The organism is Acidovorax sp. Root568, from assembly GCF_001427445.1.
In the GTDB taxonomy this organism is placed as follows: Bacteria; Pseudomonadota; Gammaproteobacteria; order Burkholderiales; family Burkholderiaceae_C; genus Acidovorax; species Acidovorax delafieldii.
Map to the genome: position 1 here is coordinate 38,171 of NZ_LMGP01000014.1, position 15,868 is coordinate 54,038.

The window sequence follows — 15,868 nt, forward strand, 5'->3', positions numbered from 1 at the left end:
GGGCCGCCACGCATGCGCCACCCCCTGCCCTACGCCTTTGCCCGCACCGCCCAGCTGCTGCTGGAGGACGATGGCCACCAGCTGGTGCTGTGGCACGGCCCCAGCCCCGATGCGGGCGCGCTGTCCGAAGTGCTGCGCAAGCACCCGGTGCAGCAACTGCTTGCGCTCGATGCGCCTGCCCTGGCCCAGCGCATCAGCGCGGCCTATTCGCACAGCGAATCGAGCGCCGCCACCGTGGTGAGCGAGGTCGAGAGCGACGCCGACCTCTCGCGCATGATGCAGGAGCTGCCGGCCGTCGAGGACTTGCTGGAATCTGCCGGCGACGCACCCATCATCCGCATGCTCAACGCCCTGCTCACGCAGGCCGCGCGCGACGGCGCGAGCGATATCCACATCGAGCCCTACGAGCGCCACAGCAGCGTGCGCTTTCGTGTGGACGGCACGCTGCGCGAAGTGGTGCAGCCCAACCGCGCGCTGCACGCCGCATTGATCTCGCGCCTGAAGATCATGGCCGACCTGGACATCAGCGAAAAACGCCTGCCCCAGGACGGCCGCATCAGCCTGCGCCTGGGCACGCGCGCCATCGACGTGCGCGTCTCCACCCTGCCCAGCGCGCACGGCGAACGCGCCGTGCTGCGCCTGCTGGACAAGAGTGAAAGCAAGCTCAGCCTGGAGGCCGTGGGCATGCAGGGCGACACCCTGCGCCGCTTTGAGGGTCTGATCGGCCAGCCGCACGGCATCATCCTGGTCACCGGCCCCACGGGCTCGGGCAAGACGACCACGCTGTATGCTGCGCTGGGCCGACTGGACGCCACGCGCAACAACATCATGACGGTGGAAGACCCCATCGAATACGAGCTGCCGGGCGTGGGCCAGACCCAGGTCAACAGCAAAATCGAGCTGACCTTTGCCAAGGCCCTGCGCGCCATACTGCGGCAGGACCCGGACATCATCATGATTGGCGAAATCCGCGACTTCGAGACCGCGCAGATCGCCATCCAGGCCTCGCTGACGGGCCACCTGGTGCTGGCCACCCTGCACACCAACGACGCGGCCAGCGCGGTCACTCGCCTGACCGACATGGGTGTGGAGCCCTTCCTGCTGTCGTCGTCGCTGCTGGGCGTGCTGGCCCAGCGCCTGGTGCGCAAGTTCTGCAGCCACTGCCACGGCGCGGGCTGCGAGCACTGCGGCCAGACGGGTTACACCGGCCGCACGGGCGTGTTCGAGTTGCTGGTGACCACGGACGCGATCCGGGCACAGATCCACAACCAGGCCTCAGAGGCCGACATCCGCACCGCAGCGCTGGCGGGTGGCATGGCGCTGATGCGGGACGATGGCGAACGCCTGATTGCCGCCGGCATCACCAGCCGCGAAGAAGTGCTGCGGGTGACGCGGGACTGATTTGCTACGTTTTTGATAGCTTCTAACGCATGAAGCACTAGCGCTACCAGCCCAAAATACTTCAAACTACCGGATCTGCAGCGCGGGCCGGCGCCCCACCTGGGCCATAGCAGGTGCGGCGGGCGTTGCAGGTGCCGAGGTGCTAAACGCCGGGGATGCCGTCGCGCCATCCTGCAGCTTGAACTGGCTGACCGCGCTGTTGAGGTGGTGCGCCTGCTCGCGCAGCGACTCGGACGCTGCGGTGGACTCCTCCACCAGAGCCGCGTTCTGCTGGGTCATCTGGTCGAGCTGCGTGACAGACTGGCTGATCTGGCCGATGTTGTCGCTCTGCTCGGCCGACGAAGCGGTGATCTCCGCAATGATGTCGGACACGCGCCGCACGCTGCTCACAATCTCGGTCATGGTCTGGCCGGCCTGGCTCACCAGGCGCGAGCCGTCTTCCACCCGCTCCACCGACGAACCGATCAGGCCCTTGATCTCCTTGGCCGCTTCGGCGCTGCGCTGCGCCAGGTTGCGCACCTCGCTGGCCACCACCGCAAAGCCACGGCCCTGCTCACCGGCACGGGCGGCTTCCACCGCCGCGTTGAGCGCCAGGATGTTGGTTTGGAACGCAATCGAATCGATCACACCCGTGATGTCGGCGATCTTGCGCGAGCTGGTGGTGATCTGGTCCATGGTGGTCACCACCTGCGACACCACGGCGCCGCCGCGTGCGGCCACCTCGGCGGCGGACGAGGCAAAGTCGCTGGCCTGGCGCGAGGCCTGGGCGCTTTGCTGCACCGTGCTGGTCAGCACCTCCATCGACGAGGCGGTCTCTTCCAGGTTGGCCGCTGTCTGCTCGGTGCGGTGGCTCAGGTCATGGTTGCCGCTGGCGATCTCGGAGCTGGCGGTGGAGATGTTGCCCGCCGCGTCCTGCACCTGGCGCACCAGGTCACGCAATGAGTCCTGCATGCGGCCCATGGCGCCTACCAGCTGGCCCACTTCGTCCTGGTTCATGGCTGCCACATCGCGCGACAAATCGCCACTGGCAATGCGTTCGGCCAGCTCCTGGGCCTGTCCGAGGGACTTGGTGATGGAGCGCACGCTGAAGAACGTGAGCGGAATCAGCACCGCCAGCGCCAGCACCAGGCCCACACCAATCAGTGCGGCCATGGTGGAGGTGCGCGATTCGACACCCGCGCGCGCCTCGTCCATCTGCGCACGAGCCGAACCCGCCAGGCTGGAGAACAGCTTGTCGGTGGCTTCCATGTGGACCTTCAGGCGGTCGGCGTAGGCGCCGCCCCCTGCGCCGTCGAGCTGCGCGCCCTCGATCTTCTCGAAGATGGGTGAGATGCCGGTTTCGTACTGCTTGATCTCGTCGAGCGATTTGTCGATCGAGGCCACAAACTCGGCATCGCCCGACTGCACCTGCCGCACATCGGCCAGACGCTTGCGCAGGGAAGTCAGGGTTTTGGCCCAGGACTCGCGCAGGGCCGAGACCTCGACCGAGTTGTTGAAGTTGATGATGATGTCTTTTTCGGTCCGGCGCAGGTCACCCAGGGTGGTGCGCAGCTCGGACATGTCGGTCAGCGTCTGCACGCGTTCTGAAAACAGCACCTGCAGCGTGCCGCGCGTTCGGTCCAGGGCCACGTAGCCCATGGCACCAATGACGACCAGAAGGATCAGGGAAAAGACGGTTCCGAAGTAGAGACGCGTGCGGATGGAGAAGCGGCCGAGAGCATTCATGGCTCTTCCTTACATTTTTTAACAGACAGTCCAGCATAGCAAATTTGGTGCCACACACACCCCCCGCCTTCTGGGCCGGGGGTGGGCGGGACTATATGCCGGGCAAGGCGGTCCATCGCACAGGGTAAGCACGGCCCCGGGACCCTGTTTCAGGGAATCCTCGGGGCCAGTAGCTGCGCTTATTGCGCTGCTGTCACACGGGCTTGAGCGGGATGTACAGCTCGCCCCCGCCTTTCTGGAACTCGGCCGCCTTGGTCTGCATGCCCTGGGCCAGGGCTTCAGCCTCGGCCACACCCTTCTGGGCGGCGAAGTCACGCACCTCCTGGGTGATCTTCATCGAGCAGAACTTGGGGCCACACATCGAGCAGAAATGCGCCACCTTGGCCGAGTCCTTGGGCAGGGTCTCGTCGTGGTACTCCTTGGCCGTTTCGGGGTCCAGGCCCAGGTTGAACTGGTCCTGCCAGCGGAAGTCGAAGCGCGCCTGGCTCAGCGCGTCGTCGCGCGCGCGCGCGCCGGGGTGGCCCTTGGCCACATCGGCCGCGTGGGCGGCGATCTTGTACGCAATGATCCCCTGCTTCACGTCGTCGCGGTCGGGCAGTCCCAGGTGCTCCTTGGGCGTCACGTAGCACAGCATGGCTGTGCCCATCCAGCCGATCATGGCCGCACCAATCGCGCTGGCGATGTGGTCGTAGCCGGGGGCGATGTCGATGGTCAGCGGGCCCAGGGTGTAGAACGGCGCTTCGTGGCAGGTCTTGAGCTGCTCGGTCATGTTGGCCTGGATCATGTGCATGGGCACATGGCCGGGGCCTTCGATCATGGTCTGCACGTCGTGCTTCCAGGCCACCTGGGTCAGCTCGCCCAGCGTGTGCAGCTCGGCAAATTGCGCTTCATCGTTGGCATCCGATGCGCAGCCTGGGCGCAGGCCATCGCCCAGGCTGAACGACACGTCGTAGGCCTTCATGATGTCGCAGATGTCCTCGAAGTGCTCGTACAAAAAGCTTTCGCGGTGGTGCGCCATGCACCACTTGGCCATGATGGAGCCCCCGCGCGAGACGATGCCCGTACGGCGGTTGGCCGTGAGGTGGATGTAGGCCAGACGCACACCGGCGTGGATGGTGAAGTAGTCCACGCCCTGCTCGGCCTGCTCGATCAGCGTGTCGCGGAAGATCGCCCAGGTCAGGTCCTCGGCCACGCCACCCACTTTTTCGAGCGCCTGGTAGATCGGCACCGTGCCGATGGGAACAGGGCTGTTGCGCACGATCCAGTCGCGTGTGGTGTGGATGTTCTTGCCAGTGGACAGGTCCATCACGTTGTCGGCGCCCCAGCGGATGGCCCAGACGAGCTTTTCCACTTCTTCCTCGATGCTGGAGGTGACGGCCGAGTTGCCGATGTTGGCGTTGATCTTGACCAGGAAGTTGCGGCCAATCGCCATCGGCTCCACCTCGGGGTGGTTGATGTTGGCGGGGATGATGGCGCGCCCCCGGGCCACTTCGTCGCGCACAAATTCGGGGGTGATGATGCGCGGGATGCTGGCGCCCATCGGGTTGCCCATCAGGCGCTTTTCACGGCCTGCGTCGGCCATGTACTGTTCCATCCACTCACGCTTGCCGTTTTCGCGGATGGCGACGTATTCCATCTCGGGCGTGACGATGCCCTTCTTGGCGTAGTGCATCTGCGTGACATTGGCACCCGCCTTGGCGCGCAGGGGCTTGCGCTGCAAGGCGGCGGCCTCGGCGCGCAGCTGGGCGAGGCGGGTGGCATCTTCGCTCTTTTGGCCGTCGTCCAGCGCTACGGGGGCGCGGCCTTCGTAGTGCTCCACATCGCCACGGCCGGCGATCCAGCTACCGCGCACGCTGGCCAGGCCCTTGCGCACGTCGATCACGGCTTCAGGGTCGGTGTAAGGACCGGAGGTGTCGTACACGCTGACCAGCTCGCCGTTGGTTAGCGCGATGTCGCGCACGGGCACGCGCAGGTCGGTGTGCAGATGGCCGGGGATATAGGCCTTGCGGGATGCGGGGAAGGGTTCGCGGGTGCGTGCGAGCAGCTCGGCGAACTTTTCAGGGGCAGCCAGTGTGGCGTGGGGGTCGGGGGCGTTCATGGGCAGGTCTCCTGGTTCCGGTGGCGGTGGGTCTGCTCCGGAATGGACCTGTGCGCCCCTCGGGTGGCTGCGCATGGCAGCACCTGAGGCAAGGCGTGCCCACAGGGAGTGCGGGCACGGGGACAAGGAGGTCGGCTCTTCTTCCGCCGGTATGAACCGGATCAAGTTCGTCGGGTTCGCAAGCTGGCCTGAATTTCTTCAGGCCTCTCGCATCTCAGCGCATCAGCACACCCCGGAGCAGGCGCGAGTATAGGGCAGAGGAAAAACGGGGCAGCAGAGCCCCCCAATCAACAGATACATCAGGCCAGGCGGCCGATGAGGATCACCGCGAAGAAAAAGACGGCGGCAATCACTGTCCACTTGAGGATGACGAGCCCCAGGCGCTTGTAGCGCGGCTGCCCGGTGCCCGCGTAAAACGCGAAAGACACGGCCGCCGCCAGCAGCAGCAGCATGGCTAGCCAGCGAAAGATCAACATGGCCAGTGGGCCTTACCAGGCGCGCGCAGGCTGCGCAAAGCCGGTGGGAGCCTGGCGCTCGTCCTCGAACGTGACCACCTCCCAGGCATCACGCTGGGCCAGCAGCTCACGCAGCAAGAGGTTGTTCATGGCGTGGCCAGAGCGGAACGCACTGTAGGCGGCCAGTAGCGGCTTGCCGATAAGGTACAGGTCACCCATGGCATCCAGGATCTTGTGCTTCACGAACTCGTCGTCGTAGCGCAGGCCGTCGCTGTTGAGCACCTTGTAGTCGTCCATCACGATGGCGTTGTCGAGCCCGCCGCCCAGCGCCAGGCCGTTGGAGCGCATCATCTCCACATCACGGGTGAAGCCGAAGGTGCGCGCCCGGGCAATGTCGCGGCTGTAGTTGCCTTGCCCCAGGTCAAACTCGACGCGCTGGCCAGTGGAGTCCACCGCCGGGTGGTCAAAGTCGATTTCGAAGCTGAGCTTGTAGCCGTGGTACGGCGTGAGGCGCGCCCACTTGGCGTTGGCACCCTCACCCTCGCGCACCTCCACGGGCCGGGTGACGCGGATAAAGCGCTTGGGTGCGTTCTGCAGTTCCACCCCGGCGCTTTGCAACAGGAACACAAACGAGGCCGAAGACCCATCGAGGATGGGGACCTCTTCGGCCGTGATGTCCACGTACAGGTTGTCGATGCCCAGCCCCGCACAGGCCGACATCAGGTGCTCCACCGTGTGCACCTTGGCATTGCCCACTGCGATGGTGGACGCCAGCCTCGTATCCGTCACCGCCTCGGCACGGATGGGAATGTCCACCGGCTGCGGCAGATCCACCCGCCGGAACACGATGCCTGTGTCCGGCTGCGCGGGCCGCAGGGTCAACTCGACCCGTTGGCCGCTGTGCAGACCCACGCCTACGGCGCGGGTCAGGGTCTTGAGGGTGCGTTGCTGGAGCATCTGCGCATTTTAGTTTCTGCGGCACCGCCCCGCACGTGCCGAGGTCTTGTCGCACCTCAAAGCGACGCGTACGTAGAGCTACCGCCGCGTTTTCACCTACTGTGCAGGCCCCATGGTTCGCCGCACAATTTGGTACACAGGGCCTTAACAACCACAACATGAACACACGACACCCGCCCCACAGGAGACTCCCATGAGCAAACTCAGTTTCAAGATGAAAGTCATGCTCATGATCGGCACCGCGCTCACGGCGCTGCTGATCATGGCCATCCTGTCACTCCTCCAGGAGCGGCGACTGATCACCGAGTCCCGCAAGGACCTGCTGACCACCGCCGTCCAGTCCGCACACAGCATCGTGGTCGGTTACCAGGCCAAGGCCGCGAGTGGCGCCATGTCGGTGGAAGACGCGCAGAAGGCTGCCAAGGACGCCCTGCGCATTGCACGCTACGGCGGACCCGAGGGCAAGACCGAATATTTCTACATCTGGACCACCGAGGGCGTGGGCGTGATGCACCCCTTCAAGACCGAGTGGGACGGGCAGGACATGCTCGGCAAGGTCAAGGATGGTTCGGGCGTGGACATCATCGGCCTGCTGGTCAACGGCATGCGCAGCAGCAAGGACGGCAAGGCCTTTGTGCCCACCATGTTCGCGCGCCCCGGCCAGCAGACACCCGTGCCCAAGCTGCAGTACATCGTCAAAGTGGACGGCTGGAACTGGATGGTGGGCTCCGGGCTGTATACGGACGACGTCGATGCCATGCTGCGCCAGGCCCTGTGGTCGAGCCTTGCACTGGTGGTGGCGGTGTTTGTGGCGGTGGGGGTGATCGGCCTGCTGGTGTCGCGCTCGGTGTTGCGCCAGATTGGTGGCGAACCCACCCACGCCATTGCCATCATGTCCGAGGTGGCCGAAGGCAACCTGGATACCCAGATCCCTGCCGCCCCACCGGGCTCCATGCTCGATGGCTTGGCACACATGGTGGCCTCGCTGCGCAAGCTGGTGACCGAGGTACGGTCGGCCACGGACAGCATTGCTACGGCGTCGGGGGAAATTGCCCAGGGCAACAACGACCTGGCCCACCGCACCGAAGACACGGCCAGCAACCTGCAAACCACCGCCAGCAGCATGGAGGAGCTGACCAGCACCGTGAAGCAGACGTCCGACTCCGCGCAAACCGCTAACCAGATGGCAACTTCAGCGGCTGCCGTGGCGGCGCGCGGAGGGGAAGTGGTGTCCCGAGTGGTATCCACCATGCAGGACATCAACGCCAGCAGCAACAAGATCAGCGACATCATCGGCGTCATCGACGGGATCGCGTTCCAGACCAACATCCTGGCGCTCAACGCCGCCGTCGAGGCAGCGCGCGCAGGTGAACAGGGTCGCGGTTTCGCGGTGGTCGCCAGCGAAGTACGCAGCCTGGCACAGCGCAGCGCTGCAGCCGCCAAGGAAATCAAGACATTGATCGACGCTTCCGTGGAGAAGGTGGCATCGGGCACGCAACTGGTGGGCAATGCAGGCGCCACCATGACCGAGATCGTGGACAGCGTTCAACGCGTGACAGACATCATTGGAGAAATCCGCTCGGCCACCTCGGAGCAGAGCCAGGGCATTGCCCAGGTCAACACCGCCGTGAACCAGCTGGACCAGATGACCCAACAGAACTCAGCGCTGGTGGAGCAGTCGGCTGCAGCAGCAGACAGCCTGCGCGAGCAAGCCATGAAGCTCACCCAGGTGGTGGCGCTGTTCCGCGTGAACGGCAGCACCTCCGCTCCCGTTCCGGCCAGCCGCCCCGCAGCCGCGCCCCGCCCCGCCGTGGCCCCTGCCGTGCGTGCGGCAGCGCCCCGCCCGGCCCTGGCCAAGGTGCCGGCAGCCCCTCGTGCTGCTGCGCCTTCACCCGCGCGAGCGGAGGCATTGCCCCCCAAGGCAAGCAGCCCCAAGCCTGCGGCTGACAATAACGATGACTGGGAATCTTTCTGATCACTGAGAGGCCTGGGGCGACCCGGGCCTGAGAGGCTGCTGACGTTCGCCCAGTCAAAAAGCCCTGCCAGCTTGCGCCGGCAGGGCTTTTTGTCTTGCAGCCCCCGGGAGAGGGCCGCAGGGTGCGATCAGCGCGGTTGTCAGTCCGCTTGCTTGCGCAGGAAGGCGGGGATTTCCAGGTCATCCATACCGCCGGACGACAGGGCATCCACGCGGGCTGCGGCCTGCGTGCGGTTGGTACGCCACACGCTGGGTACCGACATGCTGCCATAGTCGGCCTGCGCGCTGCCCGTGTGGCCGCCTTGCACGCCCACGGCACCACCCAGCGTACCCACACCGGCGACAGGCATCTGGTAGGCCATGTTGTCCGTACCAGTGCGCAGGCCACCCTGCACCACCGAGATGGGCTGACGGCGCGCATTGGCACGCGACAGACCCGTGGCCACCACGGTCACGCGGATCTCGTCACCCAGGCTTTCGTCATAGGCAGCGCCGAAGATCACGTGCGCGTCGGTCGATGCGTAGGCGTTGATGGTGTTCATGGCCTGGCGTGACTCGGACAGCTTGAGGCTGCCCTTGCTGGCCGTGACCAGCACCAGCACACCCTTGGCGCCCGACAGGTCGATGCCTTCGAGCAGCGGGCAGGCGATGGCCTGCTCGGCTGCGATGCGTGCGCGGTCTGGGCCGCTGGCCGTGGCCGTGCCCATCATGGCCTTGCCGGGCTCGCCCATCACGGTGCGCACGTCTTCAAAGTCCACGTTCACCTGGCCGTATTCGTTGATGATTTCAGCGATACCGCCCACAGCGTTCTTGAGCACGTCATTGGCGTGCGCAAAGGCCTCGTCCTGGGTGATGTCGTCGCCCAGCACGTCCAGCAGCTTCTCGTTGAGCACCACGATCAGCGAGTCCACGTTGGCTTCCAGTTCGGCCAGGCCATCGTCCGCATTCTTCATGCGGCGACCGCCCTCCCAGTCGAAAGGCTTGGTGACCACGCCCACCGTCAGGATGCCCATCTCCTTGGCCACGCGCGCGATCACGGGCGCAGCGCCCGTGCCCGTGCCGCCGCCCATGCCCGCCGTAATGAACAGCATGTGGGCGCCAGAGATGGCTTCACGGATATCGGCAACCGCCGCCTCAGCCGCATCGCGGGCCTTCTCGGGCTTGCCCCCAGCACCCAGGCCGCTGTTGCCCAGCTGGATGACGCGGTGCGCCGAGCTGCGCGTGAGCGCCTGTGCATCGGTGTTGGCGCTGACAAACTCCACGCCCTGCACGCTGCGGGCAATCATGTGCTCGACGGCATTGCTGCCGCCACCGCCCACACCGATCACCTTGATCTGGGTGCCCTGGTTGAATTCTTCGGCTTCGATCATTTCGATGGTCATCTTGGAGCTCCTGGTTCTAAATTCGTATGCAATTGCCAATTGAGAGATGGGATCATTTTTCTTGTAGTGCGTGGCGGTCCTGTACATCGCCATCGCTCGCGCGGTATCTGGTGAGGGCTTCCACGCGCTAGCCACAGGGGGTATTTCATGGTCAGAAATTCCCCACGATGAAATCTTTGAAGCGCCCGAATGCGGTCTTCATGGACCCACTCTTCTGAGCCACCTTGAAGCCGCGCAGACGTGCCAGGCGCGCTTCTTCAAGCAGCCCCATCACGGTGGCTGCACGGGGCTGGGCCACCATGTCAGCCAGGGCGCTGGAATACTTCGGTATGCCGCGCCGCACGGGCTTGAGGAAGATGTCCTCGCCCAGTTCGATCATTCCCGGCATGACCGAGCTGCCGCCCGTGAGCACGATGCCCGACGACAGCACTTCTTCGTAGCCCGACTCGCGCACCACCTGCTGCACGAGCGAGAAGATTTCTTCGACACGCGGCTCGATCACACCGGCCAGCGCCTGCTTGCTCAGCATGCGCGGGCTGCGGTCGCCCAGGCCGGGCACTTCCACCTGCGCCTCGGGGTCGGCCAACAGTTGCTTGGCGTAGCCGCTTTCCACCTTGATGTCCTCGGCGTCCTTGGTCGGCGTGCGCAGTGCCATGGCGATGTCGCTGGTGATGAGGTCGCCCGCAATCGGAATCACCGCGGTGTGGCGGATCGCGCCGCCAGTGAAGATGGCGACATCGGTCGTGCCCGCGCCGATGTCCACCACCACCACGCCCAGCTCGCGCTCGTCGTCGGTCAGCACCGCCTGGCTGCTGGCCAGCGGATTGAGCATGAGCTGCTCCACTTCCAGGCCGCAGCGGCGCACACACTTGATGATGTTCTCGGCCGCGCTCTGCGCGCCGGTCACGATGTGGATCTTGGCCTCCAGGCGGATGCCGCTCATGCCGATGGGCTCCTTCACATCCTGCCCGTCGATCACGAATTCCTGCGGCTCCACCAGCAACAGGCGCTGGTCGCTGCTGATGTTGATGGCCTTGGCCGTCTCCACCACGCGGGCCACGTCGGCCGACGTGACTTCCTTGTCCTTCACCGCCACCATGCCGCTGGAGTTGAGACCGCGAATGTGGCTGCCCGTGATGCCGGTGTAGACGCGCTGGATCTTGCAGTCCGCCATCAGCTCGGCCTCTTTCAGCGCCTGCTGGATGCTCTGCACGGTGGCATCGATGTTGACCACCACCCCACGCTTGAGACCGTTGCTTGGGGCCACGCCCAAGCCTGCGAGCTTGAGCTCGCCATTGGGCAGAACCTCGGCCACCACAGCCATGACCTTGGCGGTGCCAATGTCCAGCCCCACGACGACGTCTTTGTATTCTCTTGCCATATCAGTCTCTGCCCTTCTCGGTTCTGTCCCGCTGTCCCACCAAGCCCTCACACCGCCCTCTCGGGGCCCACAGCACGCTGCATCCAGTCTGCTTGCTGCGTCTTGCTCTGTCTTGCCTCATGCCATTACCTCTTGCGCACGGCCGTCGTGCCGGTTGCGTCTGCAGTCACTGTGGTCACACCCCGCAGGCGCAGGGCGTAGCCCCCGGCGTGGCGCAGGTCCGCAGACTCCAGCGCGTCCACGCGGCGGCCATACTGCGCGGCCACCTGGGTCAGGGTGCGTACAAAACGCTGCGTGCGCTGCACCACTTCCTGCGGCGTACCGCCTCCCAGCTCCACCACGGCCTCGCTGTCGAGAGTGGCGCGCCAGCCGCCTCGCCCGGTCAGCTGCAGCTCTTCCACGTCCAGGCCCAGGGGTTTGAACACGGGCTCCAGCAGCCCATACATCTGCAGTACCTCGGCCGAGCTGCCTGTAGGCCCCTGCAGGCGCGGCAGGCCCTCCTGCTCCACATCGCCCACATTGGCCTCGAAGACTTCGCCCTGGCTGTTGACCAGCGCTGAGCCGGTGTCCGGCCCCCAGTACGCCACCGCGTCATGCTCCTGCAACTCCACACGCAAGCTGCCGGGGTACACCCGACGCACTTGCGCGCGGCGTACCCAGGGCACCTGCTCGAAGGCCTCGCGGGCGGCACGCAGATCCACGGTGAAGAAGTTGCCCACCAGATGTGGCGCCACATTGGCCCGCAGGGTCACCGCGTTGTTGTGCACCAGCTCGCCCTGCACCACGATGCGTGCGATGGCAAAGCCGGGGTAGCGCAGCACCCACCCCACCCCCGCCGCCAGCACGGCCAGGGCGCAGCCCACGAACAGGACCGACGCGGTCAGGTTCATGAGCTTGACGTCCAGGGGTGCGGGCAGCGTCTGGGTCATCAGGCGGCCTTTGGTTTTGCGGGCGTGTCGAGGGCCGCATCGGCGAGGATGCGCAGGCACAGCTCTTCGTAGCTGATGCCCGAGGCCCGGGCCGACATGGGCACCAGCGAATGCCCCGTCATGCCGGGGGATGTGTTCATCTCCAGCAGGAAGGGCTTGCGGTCGCTCGCGCGGATCATCAGGTCGGCGCGGCCCCAGCCCCGGCAGCCCAGGGTGCGGTAAGCCTCCAGCACGATGCGCTGGATCTCGCGCTCTTCGGCCTCGGGCAGGCCGCTTGGGCACTGGTACTTCACGTCGTCGGTGAAGTACTTGTTCTGGTAGTCGTAGGCGCCATCGGGCGCCACGATGCGGATCACCGGCAGCGAACGCGCGCTGGCGCCCTGGCCCAGCACGGGGCAGGTCACCTCTTCGCCCTCGATGAACTCTTCGCACAGCACGTCGGGGTCGTACTGGGCAGAGAGCTGCACGGCCTCTTGCATGTCCGAATAGCCGCGCACCTTGGTCACGCCGATGGACGATCCTTCGCGCGGCGGCTTGACGATGAGCGGCAGGCCCAGCTCGTCGGGCACGGTGCGCACCACCTCGCGCTGCTGCCGGTCCGGAGCCAGCCACACATAGCGGGGCGTGGGCAGGCCCTCGGCCAGCCACACCCGCTTGGTCATGACCTTGTCCATGGCGATGGCCGAGGCCATCACGCCGGGGCCGGTGTACGGAATGCGCAGCAGCTCCAGCGCGCCCTGCACCGTGCCGTCTTCGCCATGGCGGCCGTGCAGCGCGATGAAGCAGCGGGCGTAGCCGTCGCGCTTCAAGTCGCCCAGCGCGTTCTGTGCGGGGTCAAACGCATGGGCATCCACGCCACGCGAGCGCAGCGCCTGCAGCACGCCGCTGCCCGACATCAGCGACACCTCGCGCTCGGCCGAGTCCCCGCCCATCAGGACGGCAACCTTGCCCAGCGACTTCACATCGATATTCGATTCAGGAAGGGTCATAGTGCGCTCCCTTCATGCGCTTTCAGCTCATTATTTTGTAGCATCTCAACCACCTTGCCGGGCACTGCGCCAATGGAGCCGGCTCCCATGCACATCACCACGTCGCCCGCGCGTGCGTTGTCGGCAATGGCCTGGGGCAGATCGGCCACGTTGTCCACAAACACCGGCTCCACGCGCCCTGCCACACGCAGGGCACGGGCCAGCGAGCGTCCATCGGCGGCCACGACTGGCGCCTCGCCCGCGGCATACACCTCGGTGAGCAGCACCGCGTCGGCATGGCCGATCACCTTGACGAAATCTTCAAAGCAATCGCGCGTGCGGGTGTAGCGGTGCGGCTGGAAGGCCAGCACCAGGCGCCGCCCGGGGAACGCGCCGCGTGCGGCCGCCAGCGTGGCAGCCATCTCCACAGGGTGGTGGCCGTAGTCGTCGATGACGGTGAAGGTGCCGCCGTCCTTCGCGGGCAGATCGCCATAGCGCTGGAAGCGCCGGCCCACGCCCTTGAAGCCCACCAGCGCGCGCTGCACGGCGTCGTCGGGGATGTTCAGCTCTACCGCCACGGCAATGGCCGACAGCGCGTTGAGCACGTTGTGCTCGCCCGCGAGGTTGAGCACGATCTCCATATCGGGCAGCGTGACGCCGTTGCGTCGCTGCACGGTGAAGCGCATCTGGCCCGCCTCGGCGCGCACGTTGATGGCGCGCACCTGCGCGTCTTCCGAGAAGCCGTAGCTGGTGATGGGGCAGGTCACGCTCTGCAGGATGTCGCGCACGGCGGGGCTGTCCACACACAGGATGGCCGTGCCGTAGAACGGCATGCGGTGCAGGAAATCGACAAACGCGCCCTTGAGCCGACCGAAGTCGTGGCCATAGGTCTCCATGTGGTCGGCGTCGATGTTGGTCACCACGGCCATCACGGGCAGCAGGTTCAAGAACGACGCGTCGGACTCATCGGCCTCGACCACGATGTAGTCGCCGCTGCCCAGCTTGGCATTGGCGCCCGCGCTGTTGAGCCTGCCGCCGATGACGAAGGTCGGATCCAGCCCCGCCTCGGCCAGCACGCTGGTCACGAGGCTGGTAGTGGTGGTCTTGCCGTGCGTGCCCGCGATGGCAATGCCCTGCTTCAGGCGCATCAGCTCGGCCAGCATCAGTGCGCGCGGCACCACGGGGATCTTCTTTTCGCGTGCGGCCAGCACTTCAGGGTTGTCCGAAGTGACGGCTGTGGACGTGACCACGGCGTCGGCGCCATCGATGTGCGCTGCCGCGTGGCCGAGGCAGGTCTTGATGCCGAGGTCTGCCAGGCGGCGCAGCGTGGCACTGTCGGCCAGGTCCGAGCCCGAGATGCGGTAACCCAGGTTGAACAGCACTTCGGCAATGCCACTCATGCCGGCGCCGCCGAGGCCTACGAAATGGATGTGGCGAATGGCATGTTTCATGGTTGGGCCAACTCCTCGCAGGCAGTCACCACCTCGCGGGTGGCGTTGATTTTTTGCATGTTTTTGGCCTTGAGCGCTACATCCACAAGTGTGGGCCGCTCTAATTTCAATAGCATTTCAGACAGCCCTTGCGGCGTCAGGTCGCGCTGCTGCACCAGCCAGCCGCCTCCTGCGTTCACGAGGAACTGCGCGTTGGTGGTCTGGTGGTCGTCCACGGCCGACGGGAAGGGGACAAAGATAGACGCGGCGCCCACGGCCGCGATCTCGGTGACGGTGCTCGCCCCCGCCCGGCAGACGATGATGTCGGCCGCTGCAAACGCGCCGGCGGTGTCGTCGATAAAAGGCGTCAGCTCTGCCTCGACCCCTGCGGCGGCGTAGTGGGCGCGCAGGGCATCGATCTGTGCCGCACCGCTTTGGTGGACCACGGTGGGTCGTTGGCCGGCCGGCATCAATGCGATGGCCTGGGGCACGATCTCGTTGAGCGCACGCGCTCCCAGGCTACCGCCCACCACCAGCAGGCGCAGCGGGCCGCTGCGGCCGGCAAACCGCTCGGCCGGGCCCGGCTGCTGCGTGAAGGCGGTGCGCAGGGGGTTGCCCACCCACTGGCCCTGCTTGAACACCTGGGGGAAGGCGGTGAACACCCGGTCGGCCACACCTGCCAGGACCTTGTTCGCCATGCCCGCCACCGAGTTCTGCTCATGCAGCACCAGGGGCTTGCCCGCGAGTACGCCCATCATCCCGCCCGGAAAGGTGATGTAGCCACCCAGGCCCACCACCACGTCGGGCTTCACACGGCGCACGACCTGCAGCGCCTGCCAGAACGCACGCAGCAGGCGCAGCGGCAACAGGGCCAGCGTGACGAGCCCCTTGCCGCGCACGCCCGAAAAATCGATGAGTTCCAGCGCAAAGCCGTGCTGCGGCACGATGCGCGACTCCATGCTGCCGGGCGCGCCCAGCCAGTGCACACGCCAGCCGCGTGCGCGCAGTTCCTCGGCCACAGCCAAGCCGGGGAAGATGTGGCCGCCGGTTCCACCAGCCATGATGAGGGCGGTCTTCTGCGTGCTCATACGCGACCTCCCCGCATGAGGCACGGCGTGCCTGGCATTGCTTGCGCAATGCACCGCTTGTTTTGGTGAAACAGACTTC

At 65.9% G+C, this 15,868-nt stretch carries 12 protein-coding genes and 1 riboswitch; of the genes, 2 read left to right on the forward strand and 10 right to left on the reverse strand.

Features of this window, described 5'->3' with window-relative positions:
• Positions 1–12 precede the first annotated feature (12 nt).
• Positions 13–1,401 carry a GspE/PulE family protein gene (locus ASD75_RS09785; protein ID WP_056059185.1) on the forward strand — a complete coding sequence of 463 codons (1,389 nt, stop codon included), beginning with the start codon at positions 13–15 and terminating at the stop codon, positions 1,399–1,401.
• A gap of 66 nt (positions 1,402–1,467) precedes the next feature.
• On the opposite strand, the gene ASD75_RS09790 is transcribed toward ASD75_RS09785, so the two are convergent.
• The 4 genes from ASD75_RS09790 to lpxC all read right to left on the reverse strand — a co-directional run bounded on the left by ASD75_RS09790 (position 1,468) and on the right by lpxC (position 6,636).
• Positions 1,468–3,126, reverse strand: coding sequence for a methyl-accepting chemotaxis protein (locus ASD75_RS09790; RefSeq protein ID WP_056059188.1), 1,659 nt, complete (start codon positions 3,124–3,126; stop codon positions 1,468–1,470).
• Positions 3,127–3,319: 193 nt separating this feature from the next.
• The gene (thiC, locus tag ASD75_RS09795) at positions 3,320–5,197 is read right to left on the reverse strand and encodes a phosphomethylpyrimidine synthase ThiC (RefSeq protein ID WP_056745852.1); all 1,878 of its coding nucleotides are present in this window, start codon (positions 5,195–5,197) and stop codon (positions 3,320–3,322) included.
• A 148-nt stretch (positions 5,198–5,345) separates the two neighbouring features.
• Positions 5,346–5,469, reverse strand: a riboswitch (TPP riboswitch).
• Between the two features lie 54 nt (positions 5,470–5,523).
• Entirely contained in the window at positions 5,524–5,700 is a 177-nt protein-coding gene (locus ASD75_RS23910; protein ID WP_015012563.1) for a hypothetical protein, read from the reverse strand.
• A 12-nt stretch (positions 5,701–5,712) separates the two neighbouring features.
• Entirely contained in the window at positions 5,713–6,636 is a 924-nt protein-coding gene (gene lpxC / locus ASD75_RS09800; RefSeq protein ID WP_015012562.1) for a UDP-3-O-acyl-N-acetylglucosamine deacetylase, read from the reverse strand.
• Positions 6,637–6,829: 193 nt separating this feature from the next.
• Here lpxC and ASD75_RS09805 point away from each other — a divergent pair, with 193 nt between their 5' ends.
• Complete coding sequence (locus tag ASD75_RS09805) at positions 6,830–8,611, forward strand: methyl-accepting chemotaxis protein (RefSeq protein WP_056745258.1); 1,782 nt, start codon at positions 6,830–6,832, stop codon at positions 8,609–8,611.
• Between the two features lie 140 nt (positions 8,612–8,751).
• On the opposite strand, the gene ftsZ is transcribed toward ASD75_RS09805, so the two are convergent.
• From ftsZ to murG, 6 genes are all read right to left on the reverse strand, one after another.
• Complete coding sequence (gene ftsZ, locus ASD75_RS09810) at positions 8,752–9,993, reverse strand: cell division protein FtsZ (protein WP_056059196.1); 1,242 nt, start codon at positions 9,991–9,993, stop codon at positions 8,752–8,754.
• Positions 9,994–10,144: 151 nt separating this feature from the next.
• Positions 10,145–11,374: a cell division protein FtsA gene (ftsA, locus tag ASD75_RS09815; RefSeq protein ID WP_015012559.1), complete on the reverse strand. Its 1,230-nt coding sequence runs from the start codon at positions 11,372–11,374 to the stop codon at positions 10,145–10,147.
• Positions 11,375–11,499: 125 nt separating this feature from the next.
• Positions 11,500–12,303, reverse strand: coding sequence for a cell division protein FtsQ/DivIB (locus tag ASD75_RS09820; RefSeq protein ID WP_056745260.1), 804 nt, complete (start codon positions 12,301–12,303; stop codon positions 11,500–11,502).
• On the reverse strand, positions 12,303–13,292 hold the full coding sequence (locus ASD75_RS09825; RefSeq protein WP_056745262.1) for a D-alanine--D-alanine ligase: 990 nt from the start codon (positions 13,290–13,292) through the stop codon (positions 12,303–12,305). Before ASD75_RS09825 ends, ASD75_RS09820 begins: the two co-directional genes overlap by 1 nt.
• Positions 13,289–14,722 (reverse strand): UDP-N-acetylmuramate--L-alanine ligase, encoded by a 1,434-nt coding sequence (murC, locus tag ASD75_RS09830; protein ID WP_056745264.1) that lies wholly within the window; start codon positions 14,720–14,722, stop codon positions 13,289–13,291. The genes ASD75_RS09825 and murC overlap by 4 nt, the downstream gene beginning before the upstream one ends.
• The gene (gene murG / locus ASD75_RS09835) at positions 14,719–15,789 is read right to left on the reverse strand and encodes an undecaprenyldiphospho-muramoylpentapeptide beta-N-acetylglucosaminyltransferase (RefSeq protein ID WP_056745266.1); all 1,071 of its coding nucleotides are present in this window, start codon (positions 15,787–15,789) and stop codon (positions 14,719–14,721) included. Before murG ends, murC begins: the two co-directional genes overlap by 4 nt.
• Positions 15,790–15,868 lie beyond the last annotated feature (79 nt).

Excerpts from the sequence above, each read along its gene's own strand:
- ASD75_RS09805 (WP_056745258.1), top strand. The coding sequence starts at position 6,830 with ATGAGCAAACTCAGTTTCAAGATGAAAGTCATGCTCATGATCGGCACC.
- ASD75_RS09825 (WP_056745262.1), bottom strand. The coding sequence starts at position 13,292 with ATGACCCTTCCTGAATCGAATATCGATGTGAAGTCGCTGGGCAAGGTT.
- murC (WP_056745264.1), bottom strand. The coding sequence starts at position 14,722 with ATGAAACATGCCATTCGCCACATCCATTTCGTAGGCCTCGGCGGCGCC.
- lpxC (WP_015012562.1), bottom strand. The coding sequence starts at position 6,636 with ATGCTCCAGCAACGCACCCTCAAGACCCTGACCCGCGCCGTAGGCGTG.
- ftsZ (WP_056059196.1), bottom strand. The coding sequence starts at position 9,993 with ATGACCATCGAAATGATCGAAGCCGAAGAATTCAACCAGGGCACCCAG.
- ftsA (WP_015012559.1), bottom strand. The coding sequence starts at position 11,374 with ATGGCAAGAGAATACAAAGACGTCGTCGTGGGGCTGGACATTGGCACC.
- ASD75_RS09785 (WP_056059185.1), top strand. The coding sequence starts at position 13 with ATGCGCCACCCCCTGCCCTACGCCTTTGCCCGCACCGCCCAGCTGCTG.
- ASD75_RS23910 (WP_015012563.1), bottom strand. The coding sequence starts at position 5,700 with ATGTTGATCTTTCGCTGGCTAGCCATGCTGCTGCTGCTGGCGGCGGCC.
- ASD75_RS09790 (WP_056059188.1), bottom strand. The coding sequence starts at position 3,126 with ATGAATGCTCTCGGCCGCTTCTCCATCCGCACGCGTCTCTACTTCGGA.
- ASD75_RS09820 (WP_056745260.1), bottom strand. The coding sequence starts at position 12,303 with ATGACCCAGACGCTGCCCGCACCCCTGGACGTCAAGCTCATGAACCTG.
- murG (WP_056745266.1), bottom strand. The coding sequence starts at position 15,789 with ATGAGCACGCAGAAGACCGCCCTCATCATGGCTGGTGGAACCGGCGGC.